The 19494-nt window shown below is 36.1% G+C and carries 17 protein-coding genes; all 17 read left to right on the top strand.

Features of this window, described 5'->3' with window-relative positions; all coding sequences use genetic code 11:
• Nucleotides 1-28: 28 nt before the first annotated feature.
• The 17 genes from ACFSKV_RS18370 to ACFSKV_RS18290 all read left to right on the top strand — a co-directional run bounded on the left by ACFSKV_RS18370 (nt 29) and on the right by ACFSKV_RS18290 (nt 19493).
• Nucleotides 29-613, top strand: a complete 585-nt coding sequence (locus ACFSKV_RS18370) for a DUF2911 domain-containing protein (protein WP_380806146.1) — start codon at nt 29-31, stop codon at nt 611-613.
• Between the two features lie 126 nt (nt 614-739).
• Nucleotides 740-3163 (top strand): penicillin acylase family protein, encoded by a 2424-nt coding sequence (locus ACFSKV_RS18365; RefSeq protein ID WP_380806144.1) that lies wholly within the window; start codon nt 740-742, stop codon nt 3161-3163.
• A gap of 3 nt (nt 3164-3166) precedes the next feature.
• On the top strand, nt 3167-3544 hold the full coding sequence (locus ACFSKV_RS18360; protein ID WP_380806141.1) for a hypothetical protein: 378 nt from the start codon (nt 3167-3169) through the stop codon (nt 3542-3544).
• A 267-nt stretch (nt 3545-3811) separates the two neighbouring features.
• Nucleotides 3812-4318, top strand: coding sequence for a winged helix-turn-helix domain-containing protein (locus ACFSKV_RS18355; RefSeq protein WP_380806139.1), 507 nt, complete (start codon nt 3812-3814; stop codon nt 4316-4318).
• Nucleotides 4319-4579: 261 nt separating this feature from the next.
• Nucleotides 4580-4960 carry a GxxExxY protein gene (locus ACFSKV_RS18350; protein WP_380806136.1) on the top strand — a complete coding sequence of 127 codons (381 nt, stop codon included), beginning with the start codon at nt 4580-4582 and terminating at the stop codon, nt 4958-4960.
• A gap of 184 nt (nt 4961-5144) precedes the next feature.
• Entirely contained in the window at nt 5145-7751 is a 2607-nt protein-coding gene (locus ACFSKV_RS18345) for an SLBB domain-containing protein (protein WP_380806134.1), read from the top strand.
• Nucleotides 7752-7873: 122 nt separating this feature from the next.
• Nucleotides 7874-9190, top strand: a complete 1317-nt coding sequence (locus tag ACFSKV_RS18340) for a UDP-glucose dehydrogenase family protein (protein WP_380806131.1) — start codon at nt 7874-7876, stop codon at nt 9188-9190.
• Nucleotides 9191-9193: 3 nt separating this feature from the next.
• Complete coding sequence (locus ACFSKV_RS18335; RefSeq protein ID WP_380806129.1) at nt 9194-10402, top strand: UDP-N-acetylglucosamine 4,6-dehydratase; 1209 nt, start codon at nt 9194-9196, stop codon at nt 10400-10402.
• 2 nt (nt 10403-10404) lie between these two features.
• Entirely contained in the window at nt 10405-11547 is a 1143-nt protein-coding gene (locus ACFSKV_RS18330) for a LegC family aminotransferase (protein WP_380806127.1), read from the top strand.
• Nucleotides 11534-12160 (top strand): acetyltransferase, encoded by a 627-nt coding sequence (locus tag ACFSKV_RS18325; RefSeq protein ID WP_380806125.1) that lies wholly within the window; start codon nt 11534-11536, stop codon nt 12158-12160. Before ACFSKV_RS18330 ends, ACFSKV_RS18325 begins: the two co-directional genes overlap by 14 nt.
• Nucleotides 12157-13185 carry an N-acetylneuraminate synthase gene (neuB, locus tag ACFSKV_RS18320; RefSeq protein ID WP_380806123.1) on the top strand — a complete coding sequence of 343 codons (1029 nt, stop codon included), beginning with the start codon at nt 12157-12159 and terminating at the stop codon, nt 13183-13185. The genes ACFSKV_RS18325 and neuB overlap by 4 nt, the downstream gene beginning before the upstream one ends.
• Nucleotides 13182-14303: a UDP-N-acetylglucosamine 2-epimerase gene (gene neuC, locus ACFSKV_RS18315; RefSeq protein WP_380806121.1), complete on the top strand. Its 1122-nt coding sequence runs from the start codon at nt 13182-13184 to the stop codon at nt 14301-14303. Before neuB ends, neuC begins: the two co-directional genes overlap by 4 nt.
• Nucleotides 14290-15336 carry a nucleotidyltransferase family protein gene (locus ACFSKV_RS18310; RefSeq protein ID WP_380806118.1) on the top strand — a complete coding sequence of 349 codons (1047 nt, stop codon included), beginning with the start codon at nt 14290-14292 and terminating at the stop codon, nt 15334-15336. The genes neuC and ACFSKV_RS18310 overlap by 14 nt, the downstream gene beginning before the upstream one ends.
• Complete coding sequence (locus ACFSKV_RS18305; protein ID WP_380806116.1) at nt 15333-16010, top strand: acylneuraminate cytidylyltransferase family protein; 678 nt, start codon at nt 15333-15335, stop codon at nt 16008-16010. Before ACFSKV_RS18310 ends, ACFSKV_RS18305 begins: the two co-directional genes overlap by 4 nt.
• Nucleotides 16003-17424, top strand: a complete 1422-nt coding sequence (locus tag ACFSKV_RS18300; RefSeq protein WP_380806113.1) for a lipopolysaccharide biosynthesis protein — start codon at nt 16003-16005, stop codon at nt 17422-17424. Before ACFSKV_RS18305 ends, ACFSKV_RS18300 begins: the two co-directional genes overlap by 8 nt.
• Complete coding sequence (locus tag ACFSKV_RS18295; RefSeq protein WP_380806111.1) at nt 17402-18847, top strand: hypothetical protein; 1446 nt, start codon at nt 17402-17404, stop codon at nt 18845-18847. Before ACFSKV_RS18300 ends, ACFSKV_RS18295 begins: the two co-directional genes overlap by 23 nt.
• Nucleotides 18831-19493: a xenobiotic acyltransferase family protein gene (locus tag ACFSKV_RS18290; RefSeq protein WP_380806108.1), complete on the top strand. Its 663-nt coding sequence runs from the start codon at nt 18831-18833 to the stop codon at nt 19491-19493. Before ACFSKV_RS18295 ends, ACFSKV_RS18290 begins: the two co-directional genes overlap by 17 nt.
• Nucleotide 19494: the final 1 nt, after the last annotated feature.

Genomic DNA, 19494 nt, shown 5'->3' with positions numbered 1-19494 from the left:
TCTTCGAAACTCTAAAAACAACAACTTTATGAAAAAATCAAACATGTTGATGTTGGCTGCTATTGCATCTTTGACACTCTTTTTCTTAGGATGTAGCAGTGAAAACAAAACAGAATCGACTGAAAATGATGAAACGACCGAATCCACAGCTGAAGAAATTGCAGCAACTGATCAAAGGCCAAGTCCATTGAGGACAATCGATGGCTCCATAGGAAATGTAAAGGTAAAAGTCCAATATGGTGCCCCATCTGTGAAGGGGAGGGTCGTTTGGGGTGATTTAGTGCCGTATAACGAAGTTTGGAGAACCGGTGCAAATGAATCCACCTATGTGGATTTTGATTCGGATGTAACAATTGAAGGTCAGCCATTAAAAGCTGGCAGGTATTCACTTTTTACCATTCCAAAATCTTCAGGTAAGTGGACTGTAATTCTAAACTCTGAATGGAATCTGGAACATGGTCATTTTCAATACAAGCAAGAAAATGACGTATTAAGGGTTGAGTCTACTCCACAATGGGTGGCCGATAGTCAGGAACAATTGACTATTTCCATTGAATCTCCGGGTATCGTTGTGAGATGGGAAAAATTAGTGTTGCCAATTGCTGTGAATTAAGATGAATTTAATTTTCTCCCCCTTCAGCAAGAAGGGGGATTTTTTTATAATATTTTTTTTAAACAGGAATTTTTTAATGAATTACATATAAATTAAGGCCTGGTAATTAATCACTCCCGACCACACATGAGATACCTGGCATTCTTTTTTGTGCTAATTATAACCCTCACCTTGGGTGTTCTACTTTCTCTCCAAATTGGTTCTGTTCCTCCTTTGGGATTACTATTGGATCCAAATCATGGTTTTTGGCAAAATTCTTACAGTGAGGATGACATTGCAGAGGAAGAGATCAATTTAAATAACCTCAAAACTCCGGTTAAGGTAATTTATGATGAATACTTGATCCCTCATATTTTTGCAGAAAACGAAGAAGATCTCTACAGAGTCCAAGGCTTTGTCACTGCAAAGCATAGGCTTTGGCAGATGGAATTCCAAACTATGGCTGCAGCAGGAAGAATAGCAGAGATAGTTGGTCCGGTGGCAATAGATCTTGATAGAATGACCCGGAGAAAAGGATTGGGAAATAGTGCTGAGCAGGCTTTAATTTACATTCAAAATACTGATCCACAAACCCTTAAATTATTAGAGGCATATGCTGATGGAGTCAATCAATACATTGATGGACTTTCCATTGCCAGGATGCCTTTGGAGTACAAAATTCTGGCCTATAGACCGGAATATTGGAGTCCTTATAAATCTTTATTATTACTTAAATACATGGCGGACATGTTGGTCGGTGATGAAGATCTTGAATTCACCAATATGAGGACCCTGATTGGGGATTCTTTGATGGATAAACTCTTTCCTATGTTTCCGGAGGAAAATGACCCTGTGATTGAGGAAGAAAGAGTTTGGGATTTCGAGCCTCTAAAGATTGAAAAACCAGAAGGTATCAATTACCCAGATGAAGAAATTAAAGTAAAACCTTTGCCACAACCCGAACCTGGAGTTGGCTCAAATAACTGGGCAGTGGCTCCATCCAAAACCAAAAACGGGTTTGCAATTTTGGCAAATGATCCCCATTTAAGTTTGAATTTACCCTCTCTTTGGTTTGCAATGCAGCTTTCAACCCCGACACATTCAGTTAAGGGGGCAACATTACCCGGAGCTTTGGGAATAATTTCAGGTTTTAATGAAAATATAGCATGGGGTGTGACCAATGCAACTAGGGATGCAAGAGATTGGTATTCCATTCAATTTAAAAATGAGGATAGATCTGAATATCTTTATAATGATAGATGGATTCAGAGCACATTCAGAATTGAAGAAATTAAGGTGAAGGGTAAGCCTTCATTCATAGATACCGTCGTATATACCCATCATGGTCCTGTTGTTTATGACCGTACATTTAGATCCTATAGGCATGATGTTAATTTTGCACTAAAGTGGACAGCACATTTGGAATCCAATGAACAGAAGACATTTTTATTATTGAATAAAGCCAAGAATCATGGAGATTACATTGATGCTTTGAATTATTTTACTTCTCCTGCGCAAAATTTTGTTTTTGCTTCAAAAAGTGGAGACATAGCCATGAAAGTACAGGGTAGATTTCCTCTGAAATGGGAGGGGCAGGGAAAATATTTGATGGATGGAAATAATCCGGCCTTTGAATGGCAGGATTACATACCCAATGAACATAATCCTTCTACTCTTAATCCTGCGCGGGGGTTTGTGTCTTCTGCAAATCAGCACTCCACATCACCTTCTTATCCATATTATATGTTTGATAATAGTTTTGAGCATTATAGGAACCGAAGGCTTAATTCTATTTTAAGGGAAAAAGAAGGTATTACAGTTGAGGATATGAAACGTCTTCAATTTGACCAATACCACCTTCATGCTTCAGAGGCTTTACCAGTTATGATTAATTTATTATTGAAGGACAGCCTTGAGAATCTATCAGGACCTTCCGAAAAGTACCTCAATCAATTGATTGATTGGAATTTCAACACTTTTCCTAATCAGGAAGAGCCCACATTATTTCAGACCTGGTGGAAACTTTTATACAAATCCATTTGGTCAAAGTGGGAGAAAGATGATATGCCAACGGTGTTGCCTAATAAATACCAAACTGTCCAATTGTTGAGAAATGAGCCTGAAAGCAGTTTATTTGACAAACCTGAAACCGAAAAAATTGAAGTTGCTTCGGATTGGGTCGAGAAGAGTTTTGAAGAAATGGTATCCGAAATCCAAAAGATGGAATCAGAAAAAGGGAGCTATGAATGGGCAGATTTTAAGAATACCAGGATTTTGCATTTGGTGCCAAATTTTGAATCCTTTAGCAGGAAAAATATTTATACTGGAGGATATTCCGGGATATTGAATGCCACCAGCGAAAGGCATGGGGCCAGCTGGCGGATGGTTGTGGAGATGGGGGAACAAATCACCGCGTTTGGTATTTACCCTGGAGGCCAATCCGGTAATCCAGGAAGTAAGTTTTATGATAACTTTATCAAAATTTGGGCAAACGGGGATTATATAGGATTTAATCTCAGAAAGTCTGTGGATAAGGATGGGGTTTTATTTACAACTCAATTTTCAAATTAGATTATGGCAAGATTTCTATCGATATTTCTTTTGGTAGCGTTGACAGTTTTTATTCTTGGAGTGTATTTGCCTTATTGGGCGTTAATGGTGGTGGTTGCTTTTTTGACCTTTTTGGTAGGTGCCCGGCCAGTAACGGCATTTTTTGGTGGAGGACTTGCTTTTGGTTTGACCTGGTTTTTACTGGCAATTTATATTTCCATGCACACCAATTCTGCATTACCTTCTCAAATGGCCACCTTAATGGGGATAAAAAACGATAATTTACTTTGGTTTGCGACAGGTGTTTTGGGTTTGTTTTTAGGTGGATTTTCGGGATTGACAGGGGCATTGTTTAAAAAACTATTTGAAAAAAAGTACGAGGGCGTCTACAGGAGGAATTAAAAAATCACAAATTACAAAACTAAAATTATAATAATCATAAGGGGGATTTTCAATGAATTAATATTCATAACTTAGCAATTTATTGAAAATTCTTTCTTTTGGATTTTTTTATATATAGTTAGTCTATATTAATTGGGAAATTTTTTAATTAAAATAATAGTTGCAAATTGCTGAGAATTATTAATAGGTGAAGAAATTGTAGAAATATTTTTTGGAAATACGAAAGCACTGAGTACTTTTGTTGCTCATTGTGGCTGCGCCATTTTTATGCTGGATTATTTAATTACATCTAAAACGAGGCTAAAACTTTTGATCAAATTCTTTAGCAATCCCAAAAATCAGGGACACCTGAGGGGCCTTGCTGAAGAATTTGGTGAATCTACCAATGCAATCCGTAAAGAGCTTAACAATCTTTCTGAGGCAGGTCTTCTTCTTAAAGAAGCAGATAGCAATAAAATAGAATATAAAGCCAACATCGATCATCCTCTCTTTCATAACCTCCAAGAATTGATCAATAAATACCTTGGATTGGATAAGTTATTGTCTACTGTATTGGAGCGGATGGGGGATGTGAATGAAGTAGCTTTAGTAGGAGATTATGCTAAAGGTTTAAATACGGGAAAACTTCAGGTTTTGATTACCGGAGATGACCTAAATGAGGATTATTTGGACAGGTTGAGTGAGAGAATTGAAGACTTGATCCAAAAAGAGGTGGAATTTCAGATTCAGAATTCCATTACTGATCCTAAAGCATTTTTGCTTTATAAAAAATAGGATTGGCTCAAAATAGGGGCAGTCCATCAAATGATAGTACCCATCCCCTTTGCTAAGCACATATGTGACTGAAAGGGCGAAGCTGTAACCACAGATAAATAAAAATTTTGAACTAAAAAGAACCGCGAATTACACGGATTCCGCAAAAAAAAGAGATAATTAACAAGAATACACTTACAATCTACCCTTATATTTAATTTTTATTATATTTCATGGGTTAAAACTGGATATTTGATCATTTTATCCCCTTTATTTTAGTGTATGCTTTTCAAAAATGAAACTTTTAAAATTATCGGAGCTGCGATAGAAGTGCACAAACAATTAGGGGGAGGTTTTTTGGAAAGTGTTTATCAAGAGGCCCTAACAATTGAATTGGAAGAAAAAGATATTCCATTTGAAAAGGAAGTAAAACTTCCGATTGTCTATAAAGGGAAGAGTTTAATGAAGTATTTTGTAGCAGATTTTGTGTGTTATGGTAGAATAATTGTAGAACTTAAATCTAGTTCATTTATAATCGATGACCACTATGCTCAAGTGATCAATTATCTAAAAGCCTCTAATTTACAATTAGCTTTACTTCTAAACTTTGGACCAAAATCTTTAGAATTTAAAAGAATTATTCTAGAGGAAAAAACCAATTAATTCCATCTGATTAATAAAAATTCCTTGTTAGTAAAATGATTCAATTTCCTTTTAATCCCGAGCCAGCTCGGTTTAAATAAATCATTCGTTCAAATATTAAAAGTTTATTACCTTATAAAAATTCCCTTTTTAAATAAAAAATCCTTGTAATTAGCGTAATTCGCGGTTAAATTCTATTTTCTCAATGAAAAAACTCTTTCTTGTTTTATTCTTTATTACAATTCAATCTTTGGTTTATGCCCAATCCCTTTCCGATATTCAGAATATCAAAGTCGATAATCTTTCTGATGCACAGATTGAACAGTTGGTAAAACGTGCTGAATCCCAGGGTCTGAATGAGCAACAGTTGCTCAGCATGGCAGGGGAAAGGGGGATGCCACCTGGTGAAGTGGCGAAATTAAGGCAAAGAATCAGTGCCTTAAGAAGTGGAGCTTCAAGGCCTGGTGAACAAAGAGGGCAGGTAAGTGCTGGGAACGGACAAATGCGATCTGTTCAAAATTATATTGTGGAGGAAAATATTTTTGATTCGTTGAGGAAAGCCGATCCTTATTATGATTTAACGCCAACACAAAAGAAAATTTTTGGATACAAGCTTTTTCATAATCGGAATCTTACGTTTAATCCCAGTTTAAATATACCCACTCCTCAGAGTTATGTACTGGGAGGAGGTGACCAGCTTTTAATTGATGTTTATGGTGCTTCCCAGCAGTCTTATGATGTCAGAGTAAGTCCTGAAGGCAGGATTTTAATACCCAATGTAGGTCCTATTCAGGTTGGAGGCTCAACCATTGCAGCAGCTACAACAAGAGTTAAGACCGCTTTGAGTAAAATTTATTCTGGTCTTCAGGGCGGTAATCCAAACACTTTTATGGAATTGCGTTTGGGAAATATAAGGACTATTTCTGTGTCTCTTGTTGGTGAACTTACTAAACCGGGAACATATACCTTACCTTCTTTTGCATCTCCTTTTAATGCCCTATTTGCAGCGGGAGGCCCAAATGAAAATGGTTCATTTAGGCACATACAGTTGTACAGAGATAGCAAACTTTTACAGGAATTTGATATTTACGAATTTATATCCAAAGGTGAGTTTACCACTCCGATTACTTTAAGAGATAATGACGTGATTATAGTACCTCCGGTAAGGTCAAGGGTAGAGGTGATGGGGCCTGTGAGGAGGGAGGGTCTATTTGAGATAAAATCAGGGGAAACGCTCAACGAACTTCTTCTTTTTGCTGGTGGATTCAGCAGTCAAGCTTATAAGGATAGGATCACTGTAACCAGAAAGACTGGTACTGAGATGAAGGTTCAGGATGTTGATGCCCCTAATTATGGTAATTTTGTTTCCCAGGATGGGGATGTATATTTGGTAGGTGAAATCCTTAACCGTTTTGAAAACAGGGTTCAGGCAACTGGAGCTTTGATGCGTCCTGGAACATTTGAACTTACCTCAGGAATGGGAATAAGAGATTTGGTACAAAGAGCCCAAGGTTTAAGAGAGGACGCATTTTTAAATAGGGCTACTTTGTATAGGACAAGAGGAGATTTTTCATTGGAAATCATGCCAGTGGATATCAAGGCAGTGCTCAATGGTGAAATAGAAGATATTGCCTTGAGAAGAGAAGATGTTTTGAATATTCCCAGTATTTATGATCTGAGGGAGGAATTTTATGTAAAGATTTCAGGGGAGGTCAATAAGCCTGGAGCCTTTGCCTTTGGGGAAAACATGACAGTCGCTGATTTGGTCCTCAAAGCTGGTGGATTCAAAGAATCTGCCACCTCATCCAAGATTGAAATTGCCCGAAGGGTGAAAGATGATATTTCCGGAAAACTGGCTGAAATTATCCTTTTGGATATTGACCGAGATTTGAGAATCAGTGGGAATGGCGGCTCAGTAATTCTTCAGCCTTTTGATCATATAATGATCCGGAGGAGTCCTGGTTTCCAAAGAGAACAGTTGGTGAGGGTAGAAGGTGAGGCTTATTATCCAGGAGAATTTGCTATTGCCCACGCAGATGAAAGGATTTCAGATATCATTAAAAGGGCAGGTGGACTGAATCCTTATGCCTATCCTAAAGGAGCTACCTTGATTAGAAGAAACGAGTTCTTTAAGGAACAATCCGAAGATGAAATCAAAGCACAGACTTTAACTAAGGTTAAAGCTAATGTAAGCCGTGACAGTTTGGATAGGACAGAATCAGAAAAGATTTTATTGGAAAGAATTGATAGGAAAATTATTGAAAGTCAACAGGAAAGTAAAAAAAGAAGGGAGGTTATTGCCTCTGAAGATTTCAGACAACAATCTATTTTGGAGTTAGGTGCTAATCAGGAAGGTATTGGAGAAATTGAAATAAAAGATACTGAGCTAATTGGTATTAATTTGGATGTAATCCTTTCAAATCCATATGGACCTGAAGATCTAATTTTAAGAGAAGGAGACGTTTTAAGTATTCCCAGACAATTACAAACTGTTCGAATGAGAGGAGAGGTTTTATATCCTACTTCAGCTAGGTATAGGGAAAATAGTGGGTTCAAACAATATATTTCCCGGGCTGGGGGATTTACATCAAATTCAAGGAGGGGAAGGTCTTATGTGATTTATGCCAATGGGGATGTAAAAAGAACCAGGAAAATACTTTTGATCAACAATTACCCTAAAATAGAACCAGGTGCTGAAATAATTGTACCCACCAAACCTGAAAGAGAAAAACTTACTCCACAGGCTTGGATAGGGATAGCGACATCCATGGCAACCTTGGCATTATTAATAAATAATTTGATAGGTAACTAATTTGAAATTTTCAAGTAGTTATAATCTCGAATTTTTTTTAAAAAAATCAAAGTAGATCTAAAATTTTTCTTTGGGGATAAATTTTTCCAGAAAGTAATTAGTATTTAATTAAATTTTAAAAGATGAAAATAACTGTAGTAGGAACTGGATATGTAGGTTTAGTTTCAGGTGCTTGTTTTGCTGAAGTTGGTATTGAAGTAGTTTGTGTGGATGTGGATCAAAAGAAAATTGATGGATTAAAAAATGGCATAATGCCTATTTATGAACCAGGATTGGAAGAAATCGTCAAAAGAAATTATGCTTCTGGTAGATTAAAGTTTTCAACCAATTTGGGTGAAGCTATTCAAGGTTCTGAGGTTGCTTTTATTGCAGTTGGAACTCCTCCCGGGGAAGATGGCTCAGCTGATTTGAAATATGTTTTGGCAGTTGCTGATGAGATAGGAAGGACGATGTCAGATTATATTGTGGTGGCCACAAAAAGTACTGTACCGGTAACCACGGGTGAGAAAGTGAGGGAAAGCATTAAAACTGCTTTGGAAAAGAGAGGTGCGAATATTCCATTTGCTGTAGCTTCTAATCCTGAATTTTTGAAAGAGGGAGCAGCAGTTGAAGATTTTATGAAGCCTGATAGAATCGTGATCGGTGTGGATGATGAAAGGGCTGAGGAGTTTATGAAACGTCTCTACAAACCATTCCAGTTAAATGGAGATCGGATCATTTTTATGGATATCCCATCTGCTGAGATGACAAAATATGCAGCCAATGCCATGTTGGCTACCAAAATTTCTTTTATGAATGATATCGCAAACCTTTGCGAAAAGGTTGGGGCTAATGCAAATATGGTACGTAAAGGTATCGGTTCTGATCCTAGGATTGGTACTAAATTTATTTATCCTGGTGTAGGTTATGGAGGGTCTTGTTTCCCAAAAGATGTCAAAGCCATTATCAAAACAGGTAAGCAGTATGGATATGATCTAAAAGTCCTTCAGGCAGTTGAGGAAGTAAATGAAGCCCAAAAGCATGTTTTGGTTCAGAAGGTAAAGCAGCATTTTGGTAATGATCTTTCAGGAAAAACTTTTGCTTTATGGGGCTTAAGTTTTAAGCCTAATACCGATGATATGCGCGAAGCACCGGCAATAGTAATTATTGATGAATTAATTGAAGCAGGTGCAAAAGTCAAAGGCTATGACCCAATTGCTATGAAAGAAGCCCAGCATATATATATTGGTGATAAAATTACTTATGCCAAAGATGCTTATGATACCTGTGTGGATGCTGATGCATTACTTTTAGTAACTGAATGGTCCGAATTCAGGATTCCTTCTTGGGAGGCTGTGGGTAAATTATTGAAAAATAAGGTAGTGTTTGATGGAAGGAATATTTATGATAAAAAGTACTTAGGGGAATTAGGGTTTGAGCATTATGGAATAGGGATTTAATTTATGGATATTTTAAAGTTAATAGGAAGAAAATCTCCTTTATTTGAAGTTGATGTTAAGAAACAAGAACAAAAGATAATTGAAATAGTAAGTTCTTCAGGTTTCTTGGTGATTGGTGGTGCTGGATCTATCGGACAAGCAGTTACTAAAGAAATATTCAAGCGAAATCCCAAAAAGCTCCATGTTGTTGATATCAGCGAAAATAATTTGGTGGAGTTGGTAAGAGATATAAGAAGTTCTTTTGGTTATATTGACGGTGATTTCAGGACTTTTGCTTTGGATATTGGGTCGCCGATTTATGATGCTTTTATTGAAGCTGATGGGGAATATGATTACGTATTGAATCTATCAGCACTCAAGCATGTAAGGAGTGAGAAAGACCCTTTTACCCTGATGAGGATGGTTGAGGTAAATATCCTCAATACCATCAAAACAATCAGACAATCCAAGAAGAAAGGTATCAAAAAATATTTCTGCGTGTCCACGGACAAAGCCGCCAACCCAGTGAATATGATGGGAGCTTCCAAGCGGATAATGGAAATGTTTTTAATGAGGGAGAGCAAAGATATTTCCATATCTACTGCTAGGTTTGCTAATGTAGCCTTCTCTGATGGCTCATTGTTACATGGCTTCAATCAAAGAATGCAGAAAAGACAACCGATTGTTGCACCAAATGATATAAAAAGATACTTTGTTACCCCACAGGAATCAGGAGAACTCTGCTTAATGTCTTGCTTGCTTGGTGAAAACAAGGATATTTTCTTCCCAAAGCTAAGCGAAGAATTACATTTGATCACCTTCGCTGAAATAGCCATCAACTATCTGGGGCAATTGGGTTATGAACCTTACATATGCACATCAGAAGAAGAGGCGCGTCAGTTTTTTGAAAAAGGGAAAAATAAAGCATGGCCACTTAACGAAGTCGAAGTATGGCCCTGCTATTTCACAAAAAGTGATACCACTGGAGAGAAGGATTTTGAGGAATTCTATATGGAAGGTGAAACTTTAGATTTGGAAAGGTTCGAAAACTTGGGAATCGTAAAAAGCAGTTTGCCTTATGAGGAAGAAAAACTGGACTGGTTCATTTGTGAAGTCAACAGATTGATTGAAAACAAGCAATGGTCAAAAACTGATCTGGTAAAAATATTCATTGAATTATTACCAGCTTTTGACCACAAAGAAACAGGTAAATATTTGGATGCCAAAATGTGATCATGGCCTTTCTAGAAACAATTCAGTTTATTAAGGATAAATTTAATTCCAAGGATTTTATCCCATTACATGCTCCGGTTTTTAACGGGAACGAACGGAAATATGTAATGGATACCTTGGACTCCAGCTTTGTTTCCTCTGTAGGGGCCTATGTGGATTTATCTGAAAAAATGATAGCTGATATCAGTCAAACAAAAAAGGCGGTTGCAGTGGTCAATGGTACAGCAGGTCTTCAGATAGCCCTCCAATTGACAGGTGTACAAAGGGGTGATGAAGTGATAACCCAAGCGCTTACTTTTGTAGCAACAGCCAATGCAATTCACTACAATGGATCAGACCCCATTTTTTTAGATGTAGATTACGACACCATGGGACTGTCACCACAAGCAGTTTCCGATTTTTTGGAAGAGTATGGAGAAAGGAGGGAGACAGGTACCTATAATAAAAAAACTGGTAGAAAAATCTCCGCTTGTGTACCTATGCATACATTTGGTTTTCCTGTTCATTTAGATGAACTTCTCAAGGTTTGCACCGAATGGAATATCCCAGTGGTGGAAGATGCTGCTGAATCCTTGGGAAGTTATTATAAAGGGAAACATACGGGCTCTTTTGGTCAATTTGGGGTGTTTTCTTTCAATGGTAATAAGATCGTTACAAGTGGAGGGGGGGGCATGATTGTGACCAATGATGAGGATTTGGGGAAAATGGGTAAACATCTTACTACTACGGCAAAAGTTCCCCATTCCTATGAATATGTCCATGACCATATAGGGTATAACTTCAGGATGCCTAATCTGAATGCATCTTTGGTCTGTGCCCAATTGGAACAATTGGATAGCTTTTTGGCCAATAAGAGACAACTGGCCAATGATTATGCTGAGTTTTTCAAAACCCAAGGCATTACTTTCAGACAAGAACTTGAAAACACAAATGCCAATTATTGGCTAATGTGTGTGGAATTGGAAAATTTGGAAGAGCGAAACGGTTTTCTAAAAGCCACCAATGAGGCCAAAACCATGACCCGTCCAATTTGGCAGTTGATGTACCGTTTGCCGATGTATCAACATTGCTTTAAGGATGGGCAACAGAATGCGGAATTTTTGGAGGAAAGGATTGTAAATATACCTAGTAGTGTCAGAATCTAAGTCAGTTTTTCTTTTTGGTTACTCCGGTCATGCGTATGTGATCCTAGAGTCCCTTTTGGATGCCGGCTATCAAATAAAAGGCTATTTTGATTTTAAAGCAGCAGAAAGAAACCCTTATGATCTTGAATTCTTTGGATATGAAAGGGAAGTTGATGTCAAAAAAATTGTAGGAAATGATCTGGTTTTTCCATCTATAGGAGAAAATAGTGTTAGAAAGAAATTGATTGAACTTTTTGTGAATCTTGGTTTGAACCAATTTGTAGCAATAGATCCAAGCGCAAATGTTTCCAGATCAGTTTTATTAAGTCCCTCTACCTACATTGGGAAAAATGTAACGATAAATGCCCAATCTGAAATAGGAAAAGGAGTAATTTTAAATACTGGCAGCATCATTGAACATGAGTGCCAAGTTTCTGATTATGTACATATTGCCCCGGGCGCTGTGCTTTGCGGGAATGTTTTTGTTGGAGAGGGAAGCTTTGTTGGAGCCAATTCAGTGGTCAGGCAGAATGTAAAAATAAGTTCGGATAATGTGATTGGTGCAGGAAGTGTGGTTATATCGGACATTGTAGAAAAAGGTATCTGGGCAGGCAATAAACTTAGGAAATTATGAGTACAAAGCATGTGATTGTAATAGCCGAAGCCGGGGTCAACCATAATGGGGATATAAATAAAGCGTTGGAGTTAATTGATGTCGCTGCTGAAGCCGGAGCCGATTATGTGAAGTTTCAGACTTTTAAGGCAGAGAAAATAGTGAATCCAACTGCCCAAAAAGCAGCCTATCAAAAGAACAATATGAAAGACGATGAGGATACCCAATTTGGGATGCTCAAAAAGCTGGAGATGGGAGAAGATTGGTATCCAGTTTTGATTGAGAGGTGTCAAAGTAAAGGTATTAACTTTCTTTCTACAGGATTTGATACTGATAGCATCGATTTTTTAAATAAGCTAGAAATTCCTTTTTATAAGATTCCCTCAGGAGAAATTACTAATAAACCTTTTCTACAGCATATAGCTAGAAAAGGGAAAGATGTTATTTTGTCCACAGGCATGGCTACTTTAGAAGAAGTTAGAGCAGCTCTTGAGGTAATATTCCATGAAGGCATTGAAAAGGATAGGATAACGGTACTCCATTGTAATACAGAATATCCAACACCCATGGAAGATGTTAACCTTTTGGCTATGAACCAAATGGCAAAAGAAATAGGTGTGAAAGTTGGTTATTCGGACCATACTTTGGGTATAGAAGTACCTATTGCTGCAGTGGCTCTTGGTGCTAGTGTCATAGAAAAACATTTTACGTTGGACAGGAATTTACCAGGTCCCGATCATGCAGCGTCTTTAGAACCTTATGAATTAAAAGCCATGGTTCAGGCCGTAAGAAATATAGAAAAAGCTATCTCTGGCTCTGGGATTAAAGAACCTAGTCCTAGTGAACAGAAAAATAAAGTAGTAGCAAGGAAAAGTCTTTATTTGAGGCGTGATATGAAGAAAGGACAAACTTTAGGTCAAGATGATCTTATCGCGCTTCGACCAGGAGATGGAATTTCACCTATGGAAATTGATGATATCCTTGGGAAAAAATTACTTTATGATCTTCCTGAAGGTACAAAACTCTTAAATGAACATTTGAAATGATCAAGGTAGGGGTATTGACCAGTTCAAGGGCTGACTATGGGATCTATTTGCCTTTGTTGAGGACAATGGAGAACGATAAGGATGTTGATCTAAAAATTATTGTTTTTGGTACCCATCTTTCCAAACTTCACGGTTATACCCTTTCACAAATAGAATCTGATGGGTTCAAAGCGTTCCGAAAAATAGAGTCTCTATTGTTGGGAGACACTCCGAATGCCATTGCATCGGGTTATTCCCTAACAGCCATGAAATTTTCCGAATTTTGGGAAGAAAATAAGCATGAATTTGATGTCGTTTTTGCTTTGGGAGATAGATTTGAAATGGCAGCTGCTGTTGCGGCATCGGTTCCCTATCAGGTGAAAATTGCTCATCTACATGGAGGTGAAACAACATTGGGGGCAATTGATAATATCTACAGGCATAGCATCTCTCTTTCTAGTAGCCTTCATTTTGTTTCGACTGAAGCTTTCAAAAACAGATTGGTCCAGTTATTGGATAATGATCATGATAAAATTTTCAATGTGGGTTCACTCAGTTTGGAGAATTTAGTTGCCATGCCTTTACTTACCATCGACGAGTTTCAGAAGAAATGGGATATAGATCTTAATATGGAAAGTATCTTGGTTACTGTACATCCTGAAACGGTAGCTTTTGAACTTAATGAGCAGTATTGCACGGAAGTTTCTATTGCTTTGGAGCAACTTTCCGCCAACTATCAGATAGTCATCACTATGCCTAATGCCGATACTTCTGGAATGATTTATAGACTTGCTTTTGAAAAACTCGGTAAAAAATATGAAAACATCAAAGTAATTGAAAACTTTGGAACCCAATCCTATTTCACTTGTATGAAGCATTCCAAATTAATGATTGGCAACACTTCAAGTGGTATAGTTGAAGCGGCCACTTTTAAAAAATATGTTCTAAACCTTGGTGACAGGCAGAAGGGAAGACTTAGCGGAGAAAATGTGATCCATCTTCCTTTTAAAGCCGATAAGATCATAACGACAACGCAAAGCTACATGGGAAAGAAATTCAGTGGAATAAATCTTTACTACCAAACCAATCCATCTCAAAGGATTTTGGAAATAATTTATGAACATTATGCGACCGTTTGAAAGGCATATAGCAAGTATTGATATACCGGTAAGAGAGTCTCTAAAAAGGCTGGATGTTCTTGCCTCAGATGCCATACTTTTTTTGGTAGATGAAAAAAATAAATTAATCGGTTCACTTACTGACGGCGATCTAAGACGTGGTTTTATAAAAGGTTTAGGGCTAGAGGACCATTTGTCCAAGTTCATTCAGCCTAATCCTAAATTCATTCAACAAGGTAGGTATAATATAAAAGAGGTAATTGAACTTAGAAAGAAACATTTCACAATATTTCCTGTCGTAAATACAGGGATGCAGATTATTAATATTGTCAATTTTAAAAAGCAAAAATCTTATTTACCCGTTGATGCCTTGATTATGGCAGGTGGAAGAGGTGAACGGTTAAAGCCTTTAACAGATCAAATTCCTAAGCCACTTTTAAAGGTTGGAGATAAGCCCATCATTGAACATAATATTGACAGGTTAAATAATTTTGGAATAGACGATATATGGATATCTGTACGGTACTTGGGGGATCAACTGAAGGAATATTTTATGGATGGGTCCTCCAAATCAATTCGAATAAAATACGTTTGGGAACAGGAAGCCTTGGGTACTGCAGGTGCTTTGGCTTTAGTAGATGGGTTTATTCATGACTATGTATTGCTCATGAATTCGGACCTTCTAACCAATATTGATTTTGAAGAGCTCTTTTTATTTTTTGAGGAACAAAAAGCCGATTTGGTAGTGGCCTGTATACCCTATCAAGTGAATGTTCCTTATGCAGTAATGGAAACCGTTGATGGTTTGGTAAAAGGTCTAAAGGAAAAACCTACTTACACTCATTACTCAAATGCAGGAATATACCTGATGAAAAAAGATATAATTAATATAATTCCCAAAAATCAATATTATAACGCTACTGATCTGATGGAACAACTAATCCAAGAGGGGAAAAAAGTAGTGGCTTATCCTCTTATGGGATATTGGTTGGATATTGGGAAGCATGAAGATTTTAAGAAGGCTCAAGAAGATATTAAACATATTAAGTTTTGAAATCTTTAGTAGTTATTCCAGCAAGAGGAGGGTCCAAAGGAATTCCAAGAAAGAACATCAAACTTCTTGGGGAAAAACCGCTTATCCAATACACCATTGATGCAGCTAGAGATGTTTTTGATGATGCTGAAATCTGTGTGTCAACAGATGATAAAGAGATCAAGGCAGTAGTAGAATCAGTAGGTTTGAAAGTTCCATTTCTTAGACCCTCAACCTTAGCCACTGATACGGCAGGAACTTACGAAGTATTGTTACATGCTCTTGAGTATTATGAAAGTTCCGGTTACAGACCTGATGTATTAATACTTTTGCAACCTACTTCTCCTTTTAGAAAAGGCCGGCATATCAAAGAAGCATTGAAACTTTTTGATAATTCCTGTGAGATGGTCGTTTCTGTCAAGGAAACAAAATCAAATCCCTACTATATTTTGAGGGAGGAAAATGAGAACGGTTGGTTAGTAAAATCCAAAGAAGGAAATTTTAAGAGAAGACAAGATTGTCCAAAAGTATTTGAATTGAATGGCGCTATTTATATCATCAAAGTTGAGGCATTAAGGAAAAAACCAATTCATGAATTTACCAAAGTAAGGAAATATGAAATGGATGAAGTGAGTTCACATGATATTGATAGTAAACTTGATTGGAAGTTAGCAGAAATACTTTTTAATGATTAAGAAACTTTTTGGTCACACTGCAATTTATGGACTTGCTCCGCAAGTACCGAAAATTGCCCAGTTTTTTGTTCTTCCAATAATTACTCAAGATTTAACTGAACTGGATTTTGGTATAGCAGGGTTACTAACAGCCTACACAGCAGCTATTTCAGTCCTATCGTTTCTAGGCCTGAGAATTATTTTGGTTAATACATATTACAAATCTCCTTTCCATTTTAAATGGGCATGGAGACAGATTTATGGTTTTTTGACAATATGGAATTTTTTTTATGCTTTTCTTCTGTCATTATTGATTTATATAATTATTCCAGAGGCTGCAAGTGAAAATAAATGGTTAATAATTTTAATAAATGTAGGCCCCTTAGTTGTTTTTGGTCCGGTTTCTACAATTGGGACTACCTATTATCAACTAAAACAAGATCCCATTCAAGTAGGTTTGAGAACGGCGGTTTTTGGAATTTTAAGTGTTTTACTTAATCTTTACTTTATTTCATATTTAAAGTTGGGATACATGGGATGGTTTTGGTCCACTTTTATTTCTTCAATTCTTTCCAATGCTTCATATTATTACCCAATTAATTTTAAGGTAAAAATAACTCCGATTTTAAATTTTAAATGGAGATCAATTAAAAAGTATTTAAAAGTAAGCTTGCCAACGGTTCCTCATTATTATTCAGGTTATTTATTAAATTCTTCTGATAAAATGGTAATGGATATAGTGGGTGTGAATACAAATGATATTGGAAAGTACAGCGCCGCGTATACGGTTGGAAATATGATTCAACAGATTGGAACTGCAGCTGGCTTGGCAGTAGGTCCTCTTATGATGCAAGCCTATAAAAAAGGGGCTGATTTGGAGGCAAGAAATCTAGTTTTTTTACTTCAGATAAGCTTTTTGACATTAACATTTTTAATGTCCATTTGGTTGAAGGAAATTTTTTCTTTTCTAATAAGAAATGATACCCTTTCTCAAATGTATGGATTGGGAATCATTATAATTATGGGATATAATTATAGACCAATGTATTTAGGTTCAAATAATAAGTTGTTCTATTTGGAAAAAACTAATGTGATTTGGAAAGTTACATTTATGGCTGGTTTAATAAATGTAATTTCAAATTTCATTCTAATACCCATATTGGGATTTAGAATAGCAGCCTACACCACATTTGCTTCACTTATGTTTATGGGATATATAGGCTATTATTTAAAGGTTTTTAAACAAATAAATGAGGTTAATTATTACCCATTAAGATGGCTAATCTTGACATGTTTATTGTCCATAATAGCTTATTATACAGTTGAATTAAATTTGGTCTATAAATTTTTAATAAGTCTATTAGGTTTTGGAGTTTTTGTTATCGCTGTGATAAATTTCAGAAAAAAGGCTAATGGAGTCAAGCGAAAGAATTAGGCTTCTTAAAAGATTGAATGAATATGAAGTAGAATTTCCAATAGACCAATGGAAAGTTGAAGATATTGATGTATGGCCATTAATAAAAACCCTGATATTTTTTTTAATTTTTAAAAATAGTAATTATTCAGAAAGCGAAAAGAATAGCATTTGGTTTAAATTCATAGGTAAAATTAAGTCAAGTGGTATTAATTTAGTGACATATTTATCTTCAGTTTACTATTTAATTTTATTTCGACCTAAAGAAGCAAAAATTGTTTTTTCTGGAGCTTCTACCCACCGCGTAATTTTTAATGGCCAGAATATTAATAGGTATTATCAATTAATTTTGGAATACATAAAGGGGGAAAAAATTAATTACGAATTCTTTGAATACCAAAGCTCAGGGCAACAGAATGTGAATTCCTCGCATGTCTATAAACTTTTACCTTTTTTTAAAAAAAAACAATCTTTAAAGTTATTAATGAATGATTCAGGTTTTAAAAATTTTCTGGATAGAATTGAAATAGATACGGGTCTCAAAAAAGAACAGTTTTTAAAGGGACTTAAAAAAAAGATTGAAAATGTTAACTCCTGGGCTAATTTATATGAATATATTTTTAATAAAACAAAGGCAAAGTATTCATTGGGATTGTGTTATTACAGTGACCCTATGTTTGGTATGAATCTAGCTGCCAGCAGATTAGGAGTAGAATCAATAGACTTTCAACACGGGACACAAGGGCCAATGCATTTTGCATATACTTATAATGTTCCTTCCATAGATGGATTCAATACTCTGCCCAAGCAGTTTTGGTGTTGGGATCAAGAGTCTGGGGATCATTTAAAATCCTGGATCTCAAATCAAGAAACTGTTAAAATTGTAGGTAATCCTTGGGTAGAATATGTAACAGATTCCAAATTTTACCCTGATTTAAACTTACCTGAAGATAAACCCATTGTTTTATTCACACACCAACCAATTAAGCCTGCTTTAGACGTGTATTTACTGGAAACCATAAGGTCTACAAAAGATAGGTTCAATTGGTGGTTAAGGGTACATCCAAGAATTTCAAGCCAGGAATTTGATGAATTAAAAACTTTAATTTCTGAATGGGGACTGGACGATGTCATTGAATTAAACAAAGCGAGTAATTATCCCTTACCTTTTTTATTGAATAAAGTTGCAGTTCATATTTCTAAATACTCCGGTTCCATAATTGAAGGTGTTTTATGTAATACACCTACCATAATTTTGGAAGAAATAGGCATAAATTCATTTGGAAATTTTATAGAGTCAAAATTGGCACATGGCCTTTTAAACCCAACAACTATAGATTTAGCCCAGTTGGTTATTCAATTGGTAGAAAAAAAATATTCAAGTGGGAATAAAACTCAAATGGAATCTACCATTAAAGGTGTTTTGGATGAGATTATTAAATAAAATAAAAAATTTAATTTTATTGAAATTAAAGGAAATAAACTCTATAAACCTAAGCAAAACAGGTAAAATAGGGTCCAATGTTAAACTTAAAGGGGCTATAATTTCTGGCAGTGTAACCATAGCAGAAGGGTGTAAAATCTCACATGGGGTTCACTTAAAAGGTGAAAGTGAAATAATTATAGGTAGATTCACATCAATTAATGGACCTATGACTGATATTCATGCAATGGTTTATCCAGTTAAGATCGGGGCATTTTCAAGTATTGCTAGAAATGTATCAATTCAAGAATATAACCATTCATCAGAGAAAGTATCCACTTATTTAATCCGTAAGAATGTTTTTAAAGAAGGAATGATTGAAGATGTTGAATCTAAGGGACCAATAATAATTGGAAATGATGTTTGGATAGGCGCCCATTCACTTGTTTTAAGTGGCTCAAAGATTGGTGACGGTGCGGTAATTGGTGCTAACAGTGTTGTGAATGGTGAAATTCCACCATATTCTATCGCTGTTGGTTCCCCTGCTAAGGTAGTAAAAATGAGATTCGATGAAGATAAAATTAATTATCTTCTTAGTTTAAAGTGGTGGGAGTGGGATCTTGATAAAATCAAAAAAAATAAGGACTTTTTTATCAATAAATTTTAAT

It is taken from the genome of Shivajiella indica, from assembly GCF_042683085.1.
GTDB lineage: Bacteria > Bacteroidota > Bacteroidia > Cytophagales > Cyclobacteriaceae > Shivajiella > Shivajiella indica.
Note: the sequence above shows the minus strand (reverse complement) of the source record. Positions and strands in the feature narration are given on the sequence as shown.